We start from the raw sequence: 18,646 nt of genomic DNA on the forward strand, positions 1-18,646 counted from the left end.
CGATCCTCCCAGACACCATCGCGCCCGAGCCGGGACATTCCGGTAGCCTTCTGGCGTTGCTGGGTCAGCGCCGAAATTACTCGGACATCGGGCGTGAGGAGTTCTTGCGGTGGAGATATGGGAGGTCGCCGAAAATGACGACCGGATCGAAGGTCTCACCGCCGACGGCAAGCCGGATCCGGCCTACGCTGCCTCGCTCGGGCTGAAGGACGCGCCGCTTGGCCGTCGGGCGGTCGCCGCCGCCGTCGACATCGTCTGCTACATGGTCCTGCAGGTCCCGTATCTCGTCTTCACGCTTCCGCTGCTGCTCAAGCTGGCCCAGGGCAAGTTCGGCTTCGCCCGGTTCCTGAGCCACCCCGACTTCACGCTGGCCGCGATCGCGGGTGGCGCGACCGTGCTGCTGACGCTGATCTACGTGATCCTCCAGATCGTCTTCCACGGTCGTCGGGGCGTCACGCTGGGCAAGTCCATCGCCGGGATCCGCTCGATCAACGTCAAGACGCTCGAGCGCCCCGGCATCGGCCGCGCGTTCCTCCGTGCCCTCGTGCTGTGGGGCTCCGGGATCATCCCGATCGCACCGATCGCCTTCCTGGCCTCGCCGCTGTTCGACAAGGAGAAGCGGAGCCGCGGCTGGCACGACAAGGCCGCCGAGATCTGGATGGTCGACGTCCGGGAGGGCCTCGACCCCTACGACGAGAAGCGGATGCGCATCGCCCGGAAGACGGTCGCCGCAGCGCCCGTCGCGGAGCGGAAGTCGCTGCCCTCGCTCAGCACGCCCAACGACCACGACGCCGGCAGCTACCGGCCCGCGGGCCGGGTCAGCGCCGGTGTGCTCGGCGTATCCCGCCCGAAGGCGAAGCGCGACGAGCCCGGTGCGTCCCCCGGTGGTGCGCTCGCGACCCCGCCCTCGGGCCCCGTCGCCCCGAAGCCGGTGGCGCCGACGATCCCGCCCTCTCGCGGTGCGACGCCCGGCCAGAGCCAGACGGTTCCTCCGCCGCCTCCCACCCCGACGCCCACGCCACACCCGACTCCGACTCCTCACACGAGTCCCACTCCGACCCCGATCCCGACCCCGGCTCCGACCCCGGTGCCAACCCCGGTGCCAACCCCGCCACCGACGACCACCGGCGGCCAGCAGCCCCCCGCGCAGGCGCAGCCGCGCGGGATCATGCTCAAGGTCGACTCCGGCGAGCGGATCCCGGTCTCCGGTCTGGTGCTGGTCGGTCGCGACCCCGCCCTGACGGAGAACACTCTGGGGGCGCGTACGGTCTCGATCATCGACGTGTCGGTCTCCAAGACCCATCTCTCGCTGCGTCCCAGCGGTGACGGCGTCGAGGTCACCGACCGAGGCTCCACCAACGGCACCGTGGTGATCCACGAAGGTGCCACCCGGCGGCTGAAGGCCTGGGAGCCGGTGCTGGCCCCGGTCGGCGCGATGATCCGGTTCGGCGACCGCTCGGCCCTGGTGCGACGCGGGTGACCGCGGCCCACCCGCACCATCTTTCTGCATGGTCTTTTCAGCACGTTGACGAGGGGAACGAAGGATGAAGGTCAAGCTCACTCTGCACCGGCCCGGTGTCGCGCCTGCGGATGTGATCGTCACGGCTGACTCCACGGCCACCGCTGGTGACGTCGCTCGGCACATCGCCGACGCCGACCCGGCTCGTTCGATCATCGCGGGTGAGCACGACGTCTTGACCCTGGCGGTGGCACCGCCGACGGCGGAGCGGATGGAGCCGCTCCAGCACGACATCCCCATCGGCGAGGCTCCGATCGGGTCCGGGTTCGCCGCCGCGGTGGTCAACCTGGGACCGGATCACGAGGCCACCGGCTCGCGGCGCAAGAGCGTCGGCGTGCTGCGCGCGATCGACGGGCCCGTGCGTGGTCAGGCGTTCCCGCTGGTCACCGGCCACGCCTCGATCGGTCGTGGGCCCGAGAACGACATCGTCCTGGCCGACCCGATGGTCTCCAAGCGTCATGCCCGCATCGAGGTGGACCGCTCGGTGGAGCTGGTCGACCTCAACTCCGCCAACGGCGTCGTCGTCGACGGCACCCAGGTCTCCCGCGTACGCCTGGCGCCGGACACGCCCGTCATCATCGGCAGCACCACGCTGGTCATGCAGCTCTCGGCCGACTTCCTCTCCGCCGTCGAGGACCCGGTCCTCGAGCGTGGTGGCGGCCTGCTCTTCAACCGCAGCCCGCGGGTCGACGTCCGCTACCCCGGCACCGAGCACCCGCCGCCGTGGATGCCGACCGAGATGCAGAAGAAGCTGTTCCCGTGGTTCGTGCTGATCGCGCCGGTCATCATGGCGCTCTCGATCTACGCGATGACCGGCCGCGCCCGGGCGCTGCTGCTGGTGGTGATGACCCCGATGATGGCGGTCGGCAACTACATCAACCAGCACCGCCAGGCCGGTGCGAAGCAGGACCACGAGATCGAGCTCTTCGAGCGACAGTTCGAGAAGCTGGAAGAGATCTTCTACCGCAGCAAGCCCGAGGAGGAGCTGGCTCGCAACGAGGAGGTCCCCGCGGTCGCGGAGGTCTTCGAGCAGGCGATGCAGCTCGGCCCGCGGCTGTGGACCCGGCGTCCCGAGCACTGGAACTTCCTGGCCGTACGTCTCGGCACCACCCGCGCGCTGTCGCGCAACTCGATCGCCGAGCGCGACACCCAGAACGGCCTGCCCGAGTTCATCGAGCGCGTCGAGCGGCTGAAGGAGCGCTACAAGTACGTCGATGACGTACCGCTGCTGGAGTCGCTGCCCGCGGTGGGCTCCGTCGGTGTCGCGGGCCCGGCCGGGCCCGCGGCCGACGCGATGCGCGGGATCGCGGTGCAGCTCTTCGGTCTGCACGCTCCCAACGAGGTCGTCACCGTCGCCTTCGCCGACCCCGACTGGGTCGAGGAGTTCGAGTGGCTCAAGTGGCTTCCGCACACCACCTCCGAGACCAACCGCTTCAAGGACATGCCGCTGGCCGACTCCGCGCCGACGGCCAACGCACTGCTCAGCGCGCTCGAGGAATACATCATGCGCGCCGGAAGGACCGCTGAGCACCGCGGCCCGTTCCCGGAGAAGTGGAACCCGATGCAGTACGGCACCGACGTCGCTCGGGCCGGCGAGGAGACCAACGCGCGGGTGCAGGTCTCCATCATCGTCTTCGTCACCAACGACGCTCCGGTGGATCGTGCCCGCCTGGTGCAGGTCCTCGAGCGCGGGGCCGATGTCGGCGTACACGCCGTCTTCATGTCCTCCACCGTCGAGGCGCTGCCGGCGGTGTGCCGCAGCTACCTGGACGTCAGCGAGGGCTTGGAGAACGCGACCGTCGGCCTGGTCCGCAACGGTGACCTCTACGAGGGCGTCAACGTCGAGGGCGTCTCGAACGCCTACATGGACATGTTCGCCAAGCGGCTCGCGCCGGTCGTGGACGCCAGCACCGTCGTCCACGACTCCTCCGACCTGCCGAACTCGGTCGGCTTCCTGTCCCTGGTGGGCAACGAGGTCGCCGAGGATCCGCACTCGGTCATCGAGCGCTGGCGGCAGAACAACTCGATCATCGACCGCTCCGACCGGCCGCGGCCGCGGCTGAAGAAGGCCGGAAACCTCCGCGCCATCATCGGTCAGGGAGCCTCGGACGCGATGACGCTCGACCTGCGTACGCAGGGTCCGCACGCCCTCGTCGGCGGCACCACCGGTGCCGGTAAGTCCGAGTTCCTCCAGGCGTGGGTGCTCGGCATCGCCTCGGCCCACTCGCCCGACCGGGTGACCTTCCTCTTCGTCGACTACAAGGGTGGCTCGGCCTTCGCCGACTGTGTCGACCTGCCGCACTGCGTGGGTCTGGTGACCGACCTGTCGCCTCACCTGGTGCGACGTGCGCTGACCTCGCTCCGTGCCGAGCTGCACTACCGCGAGCACCTGTTCAACCGTAAGAAGGCCAAGGACCTTCTCGAGCTGGAGAAGCGCCAGGACCCGGAGTGCCCGCCCGCGCTGGTGCTGGTCATCGACGAGTTCGCGGCTCTGGCCGGTGAGGTGCCGGAGTTCGTCGACGGTGTCGTCGACATCGCCCAGCGAGGCCGTTCGCTCGGCATCCACCTGATCATGGCGACCCAGCGGCCGGCCGGTGTCATCAAGGACAACCTGCGGGCCAACACCAACCTCCGCGTCGCCCTGCGCATGGCCGACGAGAGCGACTCCAAGGACGTCGTCGACGACCCGGTGGCCGCGTCCTTCCCGCCGTCCCTGCCCGGCCGCGGCATCGCGAAGACCGGTCCGGGTCGCCTGACCCCGTTCCAGTCCGCGTACGCCGGTGGCTGGACCCGCAACGACGAGGTCGTCACCGCCGACGTGAAGGTGGCCGAGCTCAAGTTCGGTTCGATCACCGAGTGGGAGCCCGAGCGTCCGCCGGAGAGCGACTCGCACGACGAGGACCTCGGCCCGAACGACCAGAAGCGCGTCGTGACCACGCTGATCCGTGCGGCCGACGCCGCCGGGCTGCCGGCGCCGCGGCGACCGTGGCTGGACGACCTCGCGACGGTCGTCGACATGCGCGACCTTCCGCTCGAGGGCGACGGCCAGATCCTGCTGGGTCTCGCCGACCTCCCGGAGCGGCAGCAGCAGAACGCGATCTACTTCACCCCGGACCGGGACGGCTCGCTGCTCATCTTCGGCTCGTCCGGGTCGGGCAAGTCGACGCTGCTCAAGACGATCGCGACCGCTGCCGGCGCCCGTCCGGAGCTCGGCACGGTCCAGGTCTACGGTCTCGACTTCGCCTCCGGCGCCCTCGGTGCCATCGAGCGCCTTCCCCACGTCGGCTCGATCATCGACGGTGACGACGCCGAGCGTCTGCAGCGGCTGATGCGTACGCTCGAGCGGGAGATGGACCGCCGCTCGGAGCTGTTCGCGAAGGCCTCCGCCGCGAACCTCAGCGAATACCGTGAGCTCGCCGACGCCTCGATGCCGCGCATCCTGCTGCTGATCGACAACTACCCCGAGTTCAAGAAGGAGTGGGAGATCGCCGCCGGCCGCGCGCCGTTCTACCAGTCCTTCATGCGGGTCCTCGGTGAGGGCCGCCCGCTCGGCATCCACGCGGTGATCACCGCCGACCGTTCCGGGTCCGTCCCGACGGCCGTCTTCGCGAACATCCCGCGCCGCGTCGTCATGCGGCTCTCCGACCCGAGCCAGTACGTCCTCGTCGGAGCACCCAAGGACGTACTCAACGAGCAGTCGGTTCCCGGCCGCGCCGTCGTCGACAAGGCCGAGGTGCAGCTCGCCGTGCTCGGCGGCACGACCAACGTCGCCGAGCAGACCAAGGCCCTCGACGAGCTCGTTGGCCAGCTGCGCGCCCAGGGCGTCCCCGAGGTCGGCGAGATCGGCGCCCTGCCCACGAAGATCTCCAGCAGCGCTATGCCGGCCCAGGTCAACGGGCAGCCCGTCTTCGGTATCGCCGACGACACCCTGTCCCCGCGCGGCTTCGACCCGATCGGCTCGTTCATCATCACCGGTCCGCCGCAGTCGGGTAAGACGAACGCCCTCAAGGCCCTCGTCGAGTCCGTCGAGCGCTTCGACCCCGAGGTCAAGCTGTTCCACCTCGGCAGCCGTCGCGCCACCCTGGGCGACTTCCGACCCTGGGTACGCAGCGCCACCCGCCCCGACGACGAGAAGGCGCTCGTCACCGAGCTCGCCGAGATCGTCGCCGACGAGTCCTTCCCCGGCCGCATCATGATCGTCGCCGAGGACATGACCCACCTCGCCGACGGTCCCGCCGACCGTCCGATGCGCGCCCTGCTGCAGGCCATCAACAACTCCGACCACCTTTTCGTCGGCGACGCCGACGTCACTCGAGCCGGCGGCGGCTCGGGCGTCATGGGCGAATGGAAGGCCGCTCGTCAGGGCATCGTGCTCAAGCCGGACACCTACGACGGCGACACGCTGTTCAAGGTTCCGTTCGGCAAGCTCAAGCGCACCGACTTTCCGGCAGGCCGCGGAATCTTCGTCCAGGCCGGCCGCACGGTGACCATGCAGATGCCGCTGGCGAGCGACTCCGAGGGTTCTGTCTGAACGTCTGCATAAATCGGGCAACGAAGGTGTTTTTACTCTTCACAACCGTGTGAAGGGTGGCCTACGGTGGCCAGCGGCGTTCTCAGGGACGCCATGCAATGAAATCGCGGGAGAGGCTAGGATCGATGACTGATTTCGGGGCAACCTACGACGAGATGACCGGCACCGCCGACAAGCTCGACCAGGGCAAGGACACGATCGAGTCGGCGCTGGACGAGTGCCAGGGCTATGTGGACGAGCTCGTCCAGGACGGGTTCAAGACGGAGAAGGCGTCCGGTAAGTTCCAGGACGGCTACACCGAGATGACCACGGGTCTGAAGGACGCCATCGCTGGTGTCGAGGACATGGCTCAGGCCCTGCGCGACATGGCCACGGCTATCCAGGATCTGGACTCGCAGCTCGCCGGCGGCTGAGCCGCAGGGTTCACGATGGTGGGCCGGCAAACGGCCCACCACTACCCGGCTCCGGCAGATGCTGCGGTGTCGACCCTCTAACAGGTCCAGCGGAAACTTTACTTTCGGAGATGTTTAAAACTGGCCGTAGCGGGTAGGACTACCGCGACGACGTTGATTGCCCGGATCTCGGACCACCACACCCGGGATGACGGTGTCGGCTCGTCGGTTCACGCCTCACAACCATGTGATGCGTGAGTGATGGTGACGAACGACGCCGCATCGGGGTGTCGTGTGATGAAAATTGCGGAAAGGCAATGATCGATGAGTGATTTCGGGGCAACCTACGACGAGATGACCGGCACCGCCGACAAGCTCGACCAGGGCAAGGACACCATTGAGTCCGCGCTGGACGAGTGTCAGGGCTACGTCGACGAGCTGGTTCAGGACGGGTTCAAGACGGAGAAGGCGTCGGGCAAGTTCCAGGATGGTTACACCGAGATGACGACGGGTCTGAAGGACGCCATCGCCGGTGTCGAGGACATGGCTCAGGCCCTGCGTGACATGGCGACCGCCATCCAGGACCTGGACTCGCAGCTCGCCGGCGGCTGAGTCGCAACGCTTGCCAGATGGTGGGCTGGCATCTGCTGGCCCACCATCTCCCATTCTCGGTCACGCGCTGCGGTGACGATCCCCGCTGGCGCTTCTGCAACCACGTGAAAGGTGCGTGCCATGGCGGACATTCTGATCAAGATCGTCGAACTCGAGACGGTCAAAAGATCGTTGGACTCGATCGTCGATGAGTTCGAGAACGCCACCGACAGTTCGGAGGATCTTGAGGCCGACATCGGTGATCCGTTCGACAGGAGCGAACTGCGCGACAAAGCGTGTGACTTCGAAGAGCGCTGGGACGACAAGCGCAACGACCTCAAAGACAGCTTGAAGAAGGTCAGCGAGCACATCAAAGGTGTCATCGACGGGATCGAGAACTGGGACAGCGAGACTGCCCTTCAGTTCGAGTCCAAATAGAACACCTAGTTCGTAAATCTCTCCTGGCGGAAAGGACAGCTCATGTTCGGTGGAATGCCGAATTCCCCGAAGGGGCGCGAGATCAAGACGGTCGAGGGATCACCCTCGGGGATCATTGCGCGTGGGACCAAGATCGAAGAGCTTGGCAAGAAGATGGACACGGCCGCAGACACGCTGCGGGCCATCAAGGAGAACACCTTCGCCGGTGGTGAGCAACAGGGTAAGGCCATTGAGAAACTCCAGGAGACCATCGGTGACTCCTACAAGGTTCTCGAAGAGGCCGCTGACCTCTACAAGCCGGTAGGCCCTGTGATTGTCAAGTACGGCGAGATGCTGGAGACCTACAAGCCGATCATCGACAGGTCGGCCTCGACTTGCAGCGATCTCTGGGACACGTACGAGGCCCTGCCAGGTGACAAGGACGACAGCATGACCGAGGATGACGGTGGCTTCCTCGGAATCGGCGATACGGACAAGGAAGAGGCGGCCGAGAACAAGGCGAAGAAGGAAGCCTACGACAACTGGGAAGACGAGGCCGAGCGCTTCGACACCTGGTACGACGTGTGGGAGGACGGCTTCGATGAGGCCGTTAACGGCATCTCAGACGGACTCGCGGGGGCTATCGAAGATAGTACCTGGGACAACATCGGGGACTTCATCAACGCGGCCTATGAGGTTCTCACGTGGGCGGCCCTGATTATCGCCGTGGTTGCGATCTTCTGCACCGGCCTTGGCGCACTGGCCGCCATTCTTGCTCTGCTTGCCTTCGGTCTGTCGTGCATCAAGTTCGCGTACGGACAACAGAGTCTGGGCCAACTCGGCCTGGATGCCCTGGGCATCATTCCTGTCACAAAATTGAGCAATGTAACCAAGCTTGGGCACCTGCTCAACATTGGCGCTCGACGGGGCAGTGATGTCGGAAAGGCAGGATCCAAGGTTTGGGGTGCGATGGCAAAGGGGCCCATCGGGGATCTGACTAAGGCGGCTCGGGCAAAGGATGCGTTGGGGATCAGAAGTGGATCCGAGATGCTCGAGCAGTTGATTGGTAAAAACGCCAAGAACTTTCGCACGGATAACTTGAAGATGTACATCGGAAACTATGACGCACTCAAAGCTGGCTTGGGCGAGTTTCGCGGCCTGACAAAAGCAGAGTTCCATTTGCAGCAGATCGGCACCAGCCTCGGTACCGTCGGTAACGTTGGTAAACTCACTCAGGGGACTGATCATTTCGATCCGATTCCGATTGATATTCCCGAGGTCAAGATTCCTGGCATTCCTGCGTGGGTTAGCTTCTAGGCCATTCGACTGCGAAAGAGTTTCAGAGGTGCCGAAATGGCAAAATGGACGGTAGAACTGGTTGAAGATCTTGACGTTCCGGGTTGGATACCCGTCCCCGAAGGGTTGTCGCATCGAGAACGTGAGCAATGGATCGACGGCACCTCGAAGCGGCTTGAATACCTTGTAGGCACGCCGCGATGGGACGGCGAGAAATCAACATCGACCGATATCCGTGACCTCCTGCAGATGGCGCTCGATGAGAGAGAACGCTCCGATGCCTACGCGTTGTTTCAGGTCTGGCCCGTCATGTCTGCCGCCGCGGTAACTTGCCACTTGTACCTCGTGGAGAACGAGTCTTCACCAGATATCGCGAAGTGGGATGGTGTCCTGCACGCGGCTCATGCTGAAAATATCGGCCCCGGAGTCCAGTTGTCCGCCCGGAACGAGTGGCTTTTTGATGGTGGATCCGTCTTGCTGGAGTCAGTGAATTATATGTTCACTGACGGAGAGGTTTCGCTCTTGTTGGGTGTAGACGAGTGTATTCCGCAACTTGCGACATCAGTGGTTCGTGGCTTGTCGACCTTAAAGGACCTCCTCCGAGTGGTTCGCGAAGATGGAAGGGTTTTTGAGTCCGTCCTCCCGCCAAGTGCGCCGGTCGATGAGTCTTGGCCGATCGAGGACATCTGGGCGGCGCGATGAATCTTCGTGAGGAGCTTGGCGTGCGCAAGGCTGTGGATTTCGCGATTGAACTTCCGCGGGGATGGTCGCGCTTCGATATTGACGGTGGACGGGAGATCCTACTCGCAGGAATGAAGAAGCGTTTTCTGGAGGCACACCGCCCCGATCTTTTCGCCGATGCCAAGGTAACCTTCGACAAGGCGTTCGATGAAATGCGAAAGAACGGTGTCTTCGCTTTCTTTGCTCCAGCGACTAGTGACCCTGGATCCACAGTGATTCCCGCGTCGATCAATGCGTCAATCCGCACCGGAATGCCGGGGACTCCCTTGGACAAGGTGGTACGCGATGCGATCAAGCAGTTCGGTGCAAAGCCGCTGTTTGGCGATCCGCGGACGCTGCGATTCGAGCGTGAACGATCGGTTGAAATGGGGGGCGAATCGGTCGTGAATCACTCGCTGGTCTATCTCACTCCGGTTCCAGGAACGCAGAGGCGCGAAGCGCTGCAACTCGTTGCGGGTTTCGCGCGAACGCCGGATATAGAGCCGGATTCGCCTCCGATGGTCGCGACGCGAGCCCTGCTTGATTCATGTGTCGCGACGCTCCGTTGGCCGCGCTCGACGGTTTGACGTAATCTCAGCCCTTGAACGACGGAAGGCTCGAAATGCTATCTTCAAATGAAGGCCCATCTGCTCGCGAATGGGCAAAGACGGCGAACATAGAGACGCCGATGAAGTGGGGTGACCTGGAGCGAGAAATCATCTCGCTGAGACTCGTGCCGGAAGAAGGTGTGGGTAAGCGGAACTTGCTTCTAGGCATGATCATGACTCTGACGAGCCTAGTTCTTTCGATATTTTTCGTTTCGCCCGCCATCGGAGCCTTTTTCGTTGCATGGGCGACGATGATCGAGTCCCGTGGGACGCAGGAGAGCCTTGTGACTCTCGCGATCTTCATGTTCGTTGTGTCCATCGTGGTGACGGTGACGTCGATTCGTACATGGTGGAACACGCGGTCTCGTTCGATGGTATCGATTGTGGGCGGGGTCGTAGCGATCGTTTCTGTCTCTGCGACATTTGCTGTCGGGTTGTCGTACGACGGTGAACTCCCTGGGTCATGGCTCGAAGTGTTGGCCCTTGCTGCAGGAGTCCTAGCCATCGCGGCGGTCGCGCTGAACTTGGTGTCGAAACCGAGCAAGACTGGTGAGGGTCCGAAGTCCGGCAGGGAGCAACGACGCTACGATGCGGCGCGCGAAGAAGTTGTGGACGTTCTTGTCGAGCGCGGGCTTGTCGTATTGACGCCGGATCAACGGCGGCGCATGCAGAGAATGCGTGTCGGAACTTGGCACAAGTTTGATGCCCAAGGTCGCGTTTAGGCGACTTGATTGCTAATTATCGGATGGAGTCAGAATGGGGTCGGAACGAGGGAGAAGCGCTGAATTTAGCGCCTCTGCCGACATGGTATTTCGTGCGGCGCTTGGGGTTGCGCAGAATGACGAGACGTGCGAAATCAAGGCCGTTCACAACGAGGGCCGTGCGCTGATCCTGTGGCGGAGAACGAAAGCACTCTCGTGGCCCAAGCTCGTTATGGTTCGCGCCGTCGAGAGTGGCACGGGATCGTCGGTCAACGTTGCGGTTCAAAGTCTTCCTGAGGGCGCCGGCGGCCTGATCGACGGCCGTCGCAACGCAAAGCTCGTCGAAGAGTACATTCGTGGAATTCAGGATGTATTGGATGGTGCGGTCAGTGCGCCGGCGAGACCGGTGGTCTCGCACTATGTTCGCGATGATGGCGCGGAGGTGCCATGGGATGACCCGGATGAGTTCCCGGACTTCTGAGTGTCGCAACTTCTCGACTCGAGTCCGTTGTCGTCGGCCAGTGCGCGTTTAGACGCGCCCCTTTGCCGCTGTCACCGTGATCGGGGCTGGGCGCGGCGTACGTCTTGGTTCTGGTCCTGGATCCTGAGACGCCCTGGCTGGCTGGTTCTGCGCTCGTCGCTGTGAGCTGGGAGCGGTGTTCAACTGGTTTCGAGGTGATGTCGAAGGCTGAGGCGGCGTGAAGAATCGCAAGACGCTCCCCGCGTGATCACGACGTTTCTGGCTAGCGGTCCCGAGCCCAAGAAGGCACCTGAGGTTATGTAGCCGGGGTGCGGAGACCTGTTGCCTCCACCCTGGGAGTTCTGGCGGTTGCGAAGGCGCTCGCACCGCCGCCACCGAAGATGATGAAGATCGCGCCGTAGTTGATGATGCGACCGCCAGTTGGGCCGCCGTTGATGATGTCGCTGGAGTCGGGGTTGGCGGGGTCGTACATGATCTCGATGATGTCGCCAACCTTCCCATTGTGGAGATTCTCGACCTCGCCGATGCGCCGAATTCCGGCGGCGTCCCGATACTCGTAGTGGGCGTGAACGTATGTCTCCGTTGTGCTCGACTCGATGAACGAGGACCGGTAGGCCTTTCTGAGCGCTGCGAATCGTCGCCTGGGCCCGTGGCCACGCCGTCACACGCCGGTGGCGGCGTGCCAGATACCACGCCAGCCAAGCCGGGAGGATCAGCAGGGCAACGCCGACTAGGAGTGCGGCGATGGCCCCAGCGCTCAGGGGATCTCCGTATCCGGATGTCGTAGGGGGGGTCACACTCTGGTGGACCGTCTGGCAGCCTCCTGGCAGCCTCCCAGCGGCGTCTGGCTATGTCAGCGACCGGTTCCCCACGGAGGTTGTTAGGAGTTGGGCGTCCGTCGTCTCGGATGCTTCCGAGAGAACCTTGTTCGAAGGTGACAACGAATCGCGAATTACGCTTCACTACTCCGCGTCGCGTGCAATACCGTGACGTCCGGCGCTCCGACGGAGCGTCCTGCATTGGAATCGCGGGAAAGGCAATGATCGATGAGTGACTTCGGGGCAACATACGACGAGATGACCGGCACCGCCGACAAGCTCGACCAGGGCAAGGACACCATTGAGTCCGCGCTGGACGAGTGCCAGGGCTACGTCGACGAGCTCGTCCAGGACGGGTTCAAGACGGAGAAGGCGTCCGGTAAGTTCCAGGACGGTTACACCGAGATGACCACTGGTCTGAAGGATGCCATCGCTGGTGTCGAGGACATGGCGCAGGCCCTGCGCGACATGGCCACGGCGATCCAGGACCTGGACAGCCAGCTCGCCGGCGGCTGATCATTTGTCTGCTGGGCGGGGCGACGCATCAGTGCTCGCCCCGCCCGCAGCAGCATTTCGGCACTTTGACCGGGCAGATTGACGGAAGATCGAAGGGGAGCGCGCGGTGGCGGACGTCAGGATCAAGATCGATACACTCGCGAAAATCGCGTCGCAGCTCGACTCGATTGTCAGCGAGTTCGAGAACGCGACAAGTCAGTCCGAAGAGCTGGAGGCCGACATCGGCAACCCCTATGGCCGTAGTGACCTTCGGGACAAGGCTCAGGACTTCGAGGAGCGCTGGGATGACAAGCGCGACGATCTCAAAGAGAGTCTGAAAGAGCTCCAAGAGCACGTCAAAGGGGTCGTCGACGGCTTCGAGAACTGGGACAGCGAGACTGCCCTTCAGTTCCAGTCGAACACTTCCATTCAAGCCCCCGGGGCGCCCGGAGGCTCATCTTCCGGCGCAGCCGTCTAAGACGCGTATCCACGACAGACCTGCTCGGACCAAGGAGCGCATAGAACATGGACTCGTCCCCTAAGGGCAGAGAGATCAAGACCGTCGAGGGCAACCCCTCCGGCATCATTGAGCGCGGGAACGCCATCGAGCGACTGGGCGAGATGATGAGCTCCTGCGCCGACGAACTGGCGATGATCGCCGCCCACGAGCTCGCCAGCGGCGAGATGGACGGCAAGGCCGTCGAGAAGCTCCAGGAGAAGATCGGTGACTCCCACGAGACCCTCCGCGAGGCCAGTCAGCTCTATCGGCCGGTCGGGCCGATCATCGCGAAGTACGGCGAAGAGCTTCAGCAGTGGCAGCCGCTGATCAGGTCGCAGGTCGACACCTGCGAGGACCTGTGGGCGAAGTACGACGGTATGGAGGGCGCGCCGACCCACCTTCCGGGAACCGGTCCTAAGGAAGGCAGTCCCGAGGCGCAGCAGGAGGAAGACGCTGCCGAGGCGAAGGAACAGGCCCGCAAGGACTGGGAGAACGCCGCCGAGACCTGGGACGGCTACTACGACTCCTGGGAAGACGCGTACGACGCTGCGGTCAGCGGCATCGGCAACGAGATGGCCGGGAAGATCGAGGATGGGTTCTGGGAGGTCCTCGACGACATCATCGCCGTCCTGGAGATCGTTGCGATGGTGCTCTTCGTGGCGAGCCTGTTCATCGCGGGACCGCTGGCGGCGATCGCGATGGCGGTGTCGGCCCTGGTACTCCTTGCGAAGACCATCCAGTTCTGTGCCGGAAAGTGCTCAGGCTGGGACCTCGTGCTAGCTGTTCTCGACGTCGTGCCGTTCGGCAAGTTCGGAAAGATGGCCGATGCGATCACTGACCTGGGCGCCGGCGCGTCCAAGTTCGCCAAGTTCTCGGCTGGGTACAAGGCCGCGGGAGGCGTCGGGGACGCCGTCAAGTTCAAGGCCTTTCCGGACATCATGACCAGCCTTCACGCCGGTCTCGACGTCGGTGACTTCACGCGGATCAGCTCGTACAGCAAGATGTGGCGCGCGGCTGGTGACATCCAGGGCGCGTTGGCGAAGCAGACCAACTCCTTCTACAGCACTGTGAACACGATCCAGGGCCTGCCCGACTCGGCCGGCGACATCTTCGCCTGAGCGATCGATCGACCATACTGACGTGTGCTGCTCGGAGCTTGTAATCAAATCGGAGGACGACCATGGTCGGAACGTGGCGAGCTGAAGGAATCTACCCACAACGCGAATGGACGCTCGTTCCCAGCGACCTGGGGCAGGGCGCCGACACGTGGGTGTCAGCCGAGTGCGCCCGTGTCCGCGAGTGGTTCGGCAGCAACGCGAGCCGGCAGTCCGACGAGGACGTACGCCGCATTCTGACGGATTCCCTCGCCAGCATCGGTGAGCCGGGCAGGCTGGTCACCATGCTTCACTGGCCGATGACGGTCCCGATTGCCAGCCGCGTCAGAGTAGTCCTTGCCGAAGCTGGCGACCTGGACGTCAAGGCCTGGGAGAAGTCGGGTTTCGACGTCGATGAGTGCATCGGTGCGGCGATGGGCCCCGGCATCAAGTGCATCGCATCGCGGGACGAGACCGTCGACGGACAGGATCTGCACCTGTCCACGGCGGTCTATGCCTTCAGCGGCGACGCCGGTGGTGTGGGCCTGATCGTGGAGTCCGGTCTGCCGTTGGCGTTCCAGCTCACGATCACTCAGATGCCGGTCATTCTCTCGAGTCTTTCTCTCCTCGATCCGGACGGTCGTCCCTTCGAGGCCAGCCCGGTTCCGGGTCTCACACGAAACCACGTTGACGAATGGGAGCACCTTTCCAATGCCTAAGGCGGCAGCGATTGATCCGGGCAACTGGGCAACGGTGCACAGCAACTTCGATCGCTTCGACATCAACGAGCTGAATCGAGTCGTTCTGGACTACGCGCAGATCGAGCTGGAAGCAGCCGAGAGGAAGCGTCGCCGCTCGGGCGCAGCGAACCTCGCGGCCAGGTTGATGTATTGGATCGCGCTCATCGGTCTGGCGGGACCCCTGTTCTCCGTGGCGATCTTTGCCAGCGGCGGAGGCACGAGGAAGCTCTCCGAAGACTTCTCGCCGGGTTTCGAGGTCCCGTGCGTCTACATCGGCTCCGCGCTCGGCTTCCTGGCCCTGCTCTACCACTTCGTGCCGTGGGTCCGGTCGACTCACCGGCAGTGGGACCGATCCCTGTTCGGGTTCTCGGTCTTCGTACTGGTCTCGACCGTCCTGCTTCTGGTCCTGATCTTCATGAGCGACGCGGATGCCTATCCGCGCGTTCCCCTCGTGATCGCACCGCTGTTGCTGCTGGTGTTCGGCATCGCGGTGATCGTCGCGGAGTTCCGGCTCTACTCGAAGGAGAAGCCGCCGGCGGTCGACGTCAACGCGTTGACGTCGGACGAGATCGACACGCTTCTCGCCTTGAGGCGTCAAGCACTGACCACGCTTCGCTCGCGTTCCATCGTTTCTTACGACGAATTTGATGCACTGGACCGTAGTCCTCTGACTGCTAGTGCTGACGGAAAGGCTTGAAATGTCTGGGAACAGTGCAAGTTCGTTGAGGGAGATGCTGGGCGCGCCCAAGGACCCGGAGTTCCACCTGAAGCTCCTCGATGGCTGGGAGCGCCACGTTCCCAACGCCTCCGACCGAGAAGCGATCGACGCCGAGATCAAGCGGCGCTGCATGGAGGCCAACCGGCCCGATCTGCACGCGCACCTTCGGATGCAGATGGATCAGGCGTTCTCGCTCATGAAGCAGCAGAACGTGATCGCCTACTTCGCGCCCACCGCGGCGCCGACCGGCGACGTCTACATCCCGGGTTCGATGTTCGCCACGATCCGGCGCGCGCCCAACGGCGAGAGCCTGGATGGCTATGTGACGCATGCGATCCAGACGTACGACGCCAAGCCCCTCTTCGGCGACAAGCGGTTCATCCGCTTCGAACGCGAGTCGACGAAGGACCTCCAGGGCGGCTCGATCGTGATGACCTCGATCGTGTACGTGACACCGATCCCTGGGTCGAACCACCGCCGCGGTCTTCAGCTCACGGCGTCGGTCGCGCGTCCGGTGGAGATGGCGGCGACAGACCCGTTGTTCGTGGGCTGGAAGACGGCGTTCGACGTGTGTGTCTCGACGCTTCGCTGGTCGCCGCCGCGCGCTTAGACGCGAAGCGTCGTTGACTGGTCTCGGGATGGACTGCTGATGGCTATGCCGATTCGCCGTTGCGATCCTCGCTTCGGCACCAGGCTCATGACGATCGCGTAGGCGTCGACGCACGTCTCTTGCTGCTGGTTCGGAGCTGAGCAGGCGCGTTAGCGGATCAGGTCGACAAGGATGACGACCGCGCCGACCAGACCTGCGAGGGTCATGAGTACACCGACGATGGTGAGGACGCCGAAGGCGATCGGGAAGAACCACATCGCGGAGCGCGCCGCGGGCAGCTCGTTGTTGTAGGGAGCCTTGGGGTCATACATCACCTCGATGTCATCGCCGGTTGCCACGCCGCGAGGGCTGTGCTCGCTGTGGCCGTAGTAGGAGCCGCCGGTCTCGGGCGCGGTGAAGGTGTAGTTGACGTGGTGCATCATGTCGCCCGCTGCGCCGCTGACATCCTGTTTCCAAGTCTTGGTGACATGGGCGGTCGTCCGAGACCAGCGGCGGCCGCCTCGCGCTCCCTTCTTGGCATCACGGAAGTTGAGGTAGCCGGAGGCGCAGATCAGCGCGCCGATCAGCGCGAGGCCAAGTGCTCCAAACAGGTCAGTCATCGTCGTGGTCGCTACGCCGAGATCAGGCCGAGCGAGGCGAGGATCAGAAAGATCCCGATCCCGCCGAACACGATGAAGACGGCGCTGTAGTTGACGATCCGACCCACGACGGAGCCGCCGGAGACGGTCTCATTCGTCTTCGGGTCGTCGGGGTCGTAGATGATCTCGACGACGTCGCCGACCTTTGGGTTCGCCAGGTGCTCCACCTCGCCGATGTGCTGGATCCCGGCGGCGTCGCGGTATTCGTAGCGCGCGTGGATGGTCGTCTCCGTCGATGTCGACCCGGTGGCCGACGACTGGTGCTTCTGCTTCCAGACGTGACGGATGGTCGCTTGTGTCCGCGACCAGGTCGTCAGCCGCCGCCGGCGACGTACCAGATGAATTGTCAGCCATGCCGGAAGGATCAGCATCGCGATGCCGATCAGCAGCGCGGCGACAGCACCAAAACTCATGTTTGCTCCACTTACCCGAGGTTGAGGGCCCACACCCTAGCCCGTGGCGAGGAGCCCGCCGGTGTCAGGTCGCGGCGGGGGGTCGTTACCCTGAGCATCCCTTTACTCATCTACTGACGGCGGGATGTGAACGGTGGCTCGGGGTTTGGCAGCGATGGCGGTGGCCACGGCGGCGATGGTTTCCGGGTGTGCGGTCGGTCCGCCGCCGGAGGACTTCGCGATCAAGGATGCGGTCCTGGCGCTGCGGGTCCAGGAGGGTGACGACGACTCCAGCTACCTCGTGCTGGTCTCGCCCGAAGGAAAGACTCGAGCGATCGAACTCGAGGGGATCGAGACAGCTGGGATCTCCTGGACGGAGCACGGGATCACAACCTCGGATCCGACCCACGACTACACGGTCGACGAAGCCGGCCTCACCGCGAGCAAGCGTACTAGTGGGGGCGAGACGGTCGAGACCGACCACGAGTGGTATCGCGTGCAGGTTGCGAAGGGGACGTTGGTGGGGTTCAGCCCCAAGGATTCGTCCGAGGACCCGTTTGTGACCTACATCGACGGGGAGAGCGGCAAAGCGGCCACCCGGGTGGCTCCGTACGGCGACACGTCGACGGCGGCGGTGTGTGGAGACCGTGTATACGCGTCCGGACGAGGAACGGGCACCAAGGCGTTCGCGGAAGACAGCCAGTCGGTCCCAGAGAGTCAGTGGGATCGCGCGGCGTTGGCATCGGTGTACCCGTATGACGGCGCGGACATCCTGACCACCCTGGAGAGATCGGCGACCCCGGGAACGAAGTCGCCTTGCGTCGACGGAGTCATCTACGAACCGTGGTCGGATACCGACTCCGAGCAGCACTTCGTCCGCACCTGGAACACCGCGAAGGGAACGCCGGCGGCGCGCGTCGCCGTTGACCATGAGATCGTCTATCCCCCGGGCGAAACCTCGCTTATCGGTGGACCATCAGCGATGACGGTGGTCGACGGTCGGCTCTTCTGGGTTGCCGATTACGCGATGTACAGCGCACCGCTTCCGACTACCGCTACTGGACCGATCAGGGCGCATGAAGTGGTCGATAATCTGGAGGGGTACGTCGGGCTCGACGCCGACGTGTTGACCTACTCAGCCAAGGCCGCGTACACGGTTACCACGGATGGTGATCTTCACAAGCGTCGGAAGCGCGGCGGTAGCGGTCAAAGGGTTTGGACCGAACTGACCGAACTGAACCTGGTTCGTACAGATCTGGCGACCGGTGAGCCCTCGATTGCCCTGGAGGTGGACGTGAAGGACGTCGACTTCCCGACCAAGGACGTCTACGTCACGGCGTTGGCGGTCAATCCAAAGTGGCTGGCCAGGAAGGGCGAGTGAACGAT

At 64.0% G+C, this 18,646-nt stretch carries 20 protein-coding genes; 17 read left to right on the top strand and 3 right to left on the bottom strand.

Annotation, left to right across the window (positions count from 1 at the left end; all coding sequences use genetic code 11):
- Window positions 1-109 precede the first annotated feature (109 nt).
- From ACFVJS_RS02945 to ACFVJS_RS02990, 10 genes are all read left to right on the top strand, one after another.
- Window positions 110-1,480: an RDD family protein gene (locus ACFVJS_RS02945; RefSeq protein WP_378877302.1), complete on the top strand. Its 1,371-nt coding sequence runs from the start codon at window positions 110-112 to the stop codon at window positions 1,478-1,480.
- 64 nt (window positions 1,481-1,544) lie between these two features.
- Window positions 1,545-6,050 carry an FtsK/SpoIIIE domain-containing protein gene (locus ACFVJS_RS02950; RefSeq protein ID WP_378877304.1) on the top strand — a complete coding sequence of 1,502 codons (4,506 nt, stop codon included), beginning with the start codon at window positions 1,545-1,547 and terminating at the stop codon, window positions 6,048-6,050.
- Between the two features lie 125 nt (window positions 6,051-6,175).
- Window positions 6,176-6,463 (top strand): WXG100 family type VII secretion target, encoded by a 288-nt coding sequence (locus ACFVJS_RS02955; RefSeq protein WP_008356184.1) that lies wholly within the window; start codon window positions 6,176-6,178, stop codon window positions 6,461-6,463.
- Between the two features lie 303 nt (window positions 6,464-6,766).
- Entirely contained in the window at window positions 6,767-7,054 is a 288-nt protein-coding gene (locus ACFVJS_RS02960) for a WXG100 family type VII secretion target (RefSeq protein WP_008356172.1), read from the top strand.
- A 120-nt stretch (window positions 7,055-7,174) separates the two neighbouring features.
- Window positions 7,175-7,471, top strand: coding sequence for a flagellar protein FlgN (locus ACFVJS_RS02965; protein ID WP_378877306.1), 297 nt, complete (start codon window positions 7,175-7,177; stop codon window positions 7,469-7,471).
- A gap of 42 nt (window positions 7,472-7,513) precedes the next feature.
- The gene (locus ACFVJS_RS02970; RefSeq protein WP_378877308.1) at window positions 7,514-8,767 is read left to right on the top strand and encodes a hypothetical protein; all 1,254 of its coding nucleotides are present in this window, start codon (window positions 7,514-7,516) and stop codon (window positions 8,765-8,767) included.
- Window positions 8,768-8,803: 36 nt separating this feature from the next.
- Complete coding sequence (locus ACFVJS_RS02975; protein ID WP_378877310.1) at window positions 8,804-9,448, top strand: hypothetical protein; 645 nt, start codon at window positions 8,804-8,806, stop codon at window positions 9,446-9,448.
- A complete protein-coding gene (locus ACFVJS_RS02980) occupies window positions 9,445-10,053 on the top strand; it encodes a protein TPRXL (protein WP_378877312.1) in 609 nt (202 codons plus the stop codon). Before ACFVJS_RS02975 ends, ACFVJS_RS02980 begins: the two co-directional genes overlap by 4 nt.
- Before the next feature lie 14 nt (window positions 10,054-10,067).
- Window positions 10,068-10,796: a hypothetical protein gene (locus tag ACFVJS_RS02985; protein WP_378877314.1), complete on the top strand. Its 729-nt coding sequence runs from the start codon at window positions 10,068-10,070 to the stop codon at window positions 10,794-10,796.
- Window positions 10,797-10,878: 82 nt separating this feature from the next.
- Window positions 10,879-11,256: a hypothetical protein gene (locus tag ACFVJS_RS02990; RefSeq protein ID WP_378877316.1), complete on the top strand. Its 378-nt coding sequence runs from the start codon at window positions 10,879-10,881 to the stop codon at window positions 11,254-11,256.
- A 295-nt stretch (window positions 11,257-11,551) separates the two neighbouring features.
- Here the strand turns inward: ACFVJS_RS02990 and ACFVJS_RS02995 are convergent, their stop codons facing one another.
- Entirely contained in the window at window positions 11,552-11,728 is a 177-nt protein-coding gene (locus tag ACFVJS_RS02995; protein ID WP_378877318.1) for a hypothetical protein, read from the bottom strand.
- A 574-nt stretch (window positions 11,729-12,302) separates the two neighbouring features.
- Between ACFVJS_RS02995 and ACFVJS_RS03000 the strand changes: the two genes are divergently transcribed.
- From ACFVJS_RS03000 to ACFVJS_RS03025, 6 genes are all read left to right on the top strand, one after another.
- Window positions 12,303-12,590 (top strand): WXG100 family type VII secretion target, encoded by a 288-nt coding sequence (locus tag ACFVJS_RS03000; protein ID WP_008356172.1) that lies wholly within the window; start codon window positions 12,303-12,305, stop codon window positions 12,588-12,590.
- A 106-nt stretch (window positions 12,591-12,696) separates the two neighbouring features.
- Window positions 12,697-13,047: a flagellar protein FlgN gene (locus tag ACFVJS_RS03005; RefSeq protein WP_378877320.1), complete on the top strand. Its 351-nt coding sequence runs from the start codon at window positions 12,697-12,699 to the stop codon at window positions 13,045-13,047.
- A gap of 47 nt (window positions 13,048-13,094) precedes the next feature.
- Entirely contained in the window at window positions 13,095-14,186 is a 1,092-nt protein-coding gene (locus ACFVJS_RS03010; RefSeq protein ID WP_378877322.1) for a hypothetical protein, read from the top strand.
- A gap of 62 nt (window positions 14,187-14,248) precedes the next feature.
- Window positions 14,249-14,881 carry a hypothetical protein gene (locus tag ACFVJS_RS03015; protein WP_378877324.1) on the top strand — a complete coding sequence of 211 codons (633 nt, stop codon included), beginning with the start codon at window positions 14,249-14,251 and terminating at the stop codon, window positions 14,879-14,881.
- Window positions 14,874-15,599 (top strand): hypothetical protein, encoded by a 726-nt coding sequence (locus ACFVJS_RS03020; protein ID WP_378877326.1) that lies wholly within the window; start codon window positions 14,874-14,876, stop codon window positions 15,597-15,599. The genes ACFVJS_RS03015 and ACFVJS_RS03020 overlap by 8 nt, the downstream gene beginning before the upstream one ends.
- Before the next feature lie 34 nt (window positions 15,600-15,633).
- Window positions 15,634-16,230 carry a protein TPRXL gene (locus tag ACFVJS_RS03025; protein ID WP_378877375.1) on the top strand — a complete coding sequence of 199 codons (597 nt, stop codon included), beginning with the start codon at window positions 15,634-15,636 and terminating at the stop codon, window positions 16,228-16,230.
- A 149-nt stretch (window positions 16,231-16,379) separates the two neighbouring features.
- Here ACFVJS_RS03025 and ACFVJS_RS03030 read toward each other — a convergent pair whose 3' ends face one another.
- Entirely contained in the window at window positions 16,380-16,829 is a 450-nt protein-coding gene (locus ACFVJS_RS03030) for a DUF3592 domain-containing protein (RefSeq protein ID WP_378877328.1), read from the bottom strand.
- An 11-nt stretch (window positions 16,830-16,840) separates the two neighbouring features.
- A complete protein-coding gene (locus tag ACFVJS_RS03035) occupies window positions 16,841-17,281 on the bottom strand; it encodes a DUF3592 domain-containing protein (RefSeq protein ID WP_378877330.1) in 441 nt (146 codons plus the stop codon).
- Window positions 17,282-17,435: 154 nt separating this feature from the next.
- On the opposite strand from ACFVJS_RS03035, the gene ACFVJS_RS03040 reads away from it, so the two are divergent.
- Window positions 17,436-18,641: a hypothetical protein gene (locus ACFVJS_RS03040; protein ID WP_378877332.1), complete on the top strand. Its 1,206-nt coding sequence runs from the start codon at window positions 17,436-17,438 to the stop codon at window positions 18,639-18,641.
- Window positions 18,642-18,646 lie beyond the last annotated feature (5 nt).

The sequence above is a fragment of the Nocardioides sp. NPDC057772 genome (assembly GCF_042798075.1).
Classification (GTDB): Bacteria; Actinomycetota; Actinomycetes; order Propionibacteriales; family Nocardioidaceae; genus Nocardioides.

Coding starts and splice junctions, on each gene's coding strand:
- ACFVJS_RS02950 (WP_378877304.1), top strand. CDS start 1,545: ATGAAGGTCAAGCTCACTCTGCACCGGCCCGGTGTCGCGCCTGCGGAT.
- ACFVJS_RS02955 (WP_008356184.1), top strand. CDS start 6,176: ATGACTGATTTCGGGGCAACCTACGACGAGATGACCGGCACCGCCGAC.
- ACFVJS_RS02960 (WP_008356172.1), top strand. CDS start 6,767: ATGAGTGATTTCGGGGCAACCTACGACGAGATGACCGGCACCGCCGAC.
- ACFVJS_RS02965 (WP_378877306.1), top strand. CDS start 7,175: ATGGCGGACATTCTGATCAAGATCGTCGAACTCGAGACGGTCAAAAGA.
- ACFVJS_RS02970 (WP_378877308.1), top strand. CDS start 7,514: ATGTTCGGTGGAATGCCGAATTCCCCGAAGGGGCGCGAGATCAAGACG.
- ACFVJS_RS02975 (WP_378877310.1), top strand. CDS start 8,804: ATGGCAAAATGGACGGTAGAACTGGTTGAAGATCTTGACGTTCCGGGT.
- ACFVJS_RS02980 (WP_378877312.1), top strand. CDS start 9,445: ATGAATCTTCGTGAGGAGCTTGGCGTGCGCAAGGCTGTGGATTTCGCG.
- ACFVJS_RS02990 (WP_378877316.1), top strand. CDS start 10,879: ATGGTATTTCGTGCGGCGCTTGGGGTTGCGCAGAATGACGAGACGTGC.
- ACFVJS_RS02995 (WP_378877318.1), bottom strand. CDS start 11,728: ATGTACGACCCCGCCAACCCCGACTCCAGCGACATCATCAACGGCGGC.
- ACFVJS_RS03000 (WP_008356172.1), top strand. CDS start 12,303: ATGAGTGACTTCGGGGCAACATACGACGAGATGACCGGCACCGCCGAC.
- ACFVJS_RS03010 (WP_378877322.1), top strand. CDS start 13,095: ATGGACTCGTCCCCTAAGGGCAGAGAGATCAAGACCGTCGAGGGCAAC.
- ACFVJS_RS03015 (WP_378877324.1), top strand. CDS start 14,249: ATGGTCGGAACGTGGCGAGCTGAAGGAATCTACCCACAACGCGAATGG.
- ACFVJS_RS03020 (WP_378877326.1), top strand. CDS start 14,874: ATGCCTAAGGCGGCAGCGATTGATCCGGGCAACTGGGCAACGGTGCAC.
- ACFVJS_RS03025 (WP_378877375.1), top strand. CDS start 15,634: ATGCTGGGCGCGCCCAAGGACCCGGAGTTCCACCTGAAGCTCCTCGAT.
- ACFVJS_RS03030 (WP_378877328.1), bottom strand. CDS start 16,829: ATGACTGACCTGTTTGGAGCACTTGGCCTCGCGCTGATCGGCGCGCTG.
- ACFVJS_RS03035 (WP_378877330.1), bottom strand. CDS start 17,281: ATGAGTTTTGGTGCTGTCGCCGCGCTGCTGATCGGCATCGCGATGCTG.
- ACFVJS_RS03040 (WP_378877332.1), top strand. CDS start 17,436: ATGGCGGTGGCCACGGCGGCGATGGTTTCCGGGTGTGCGGTCGGTCCG.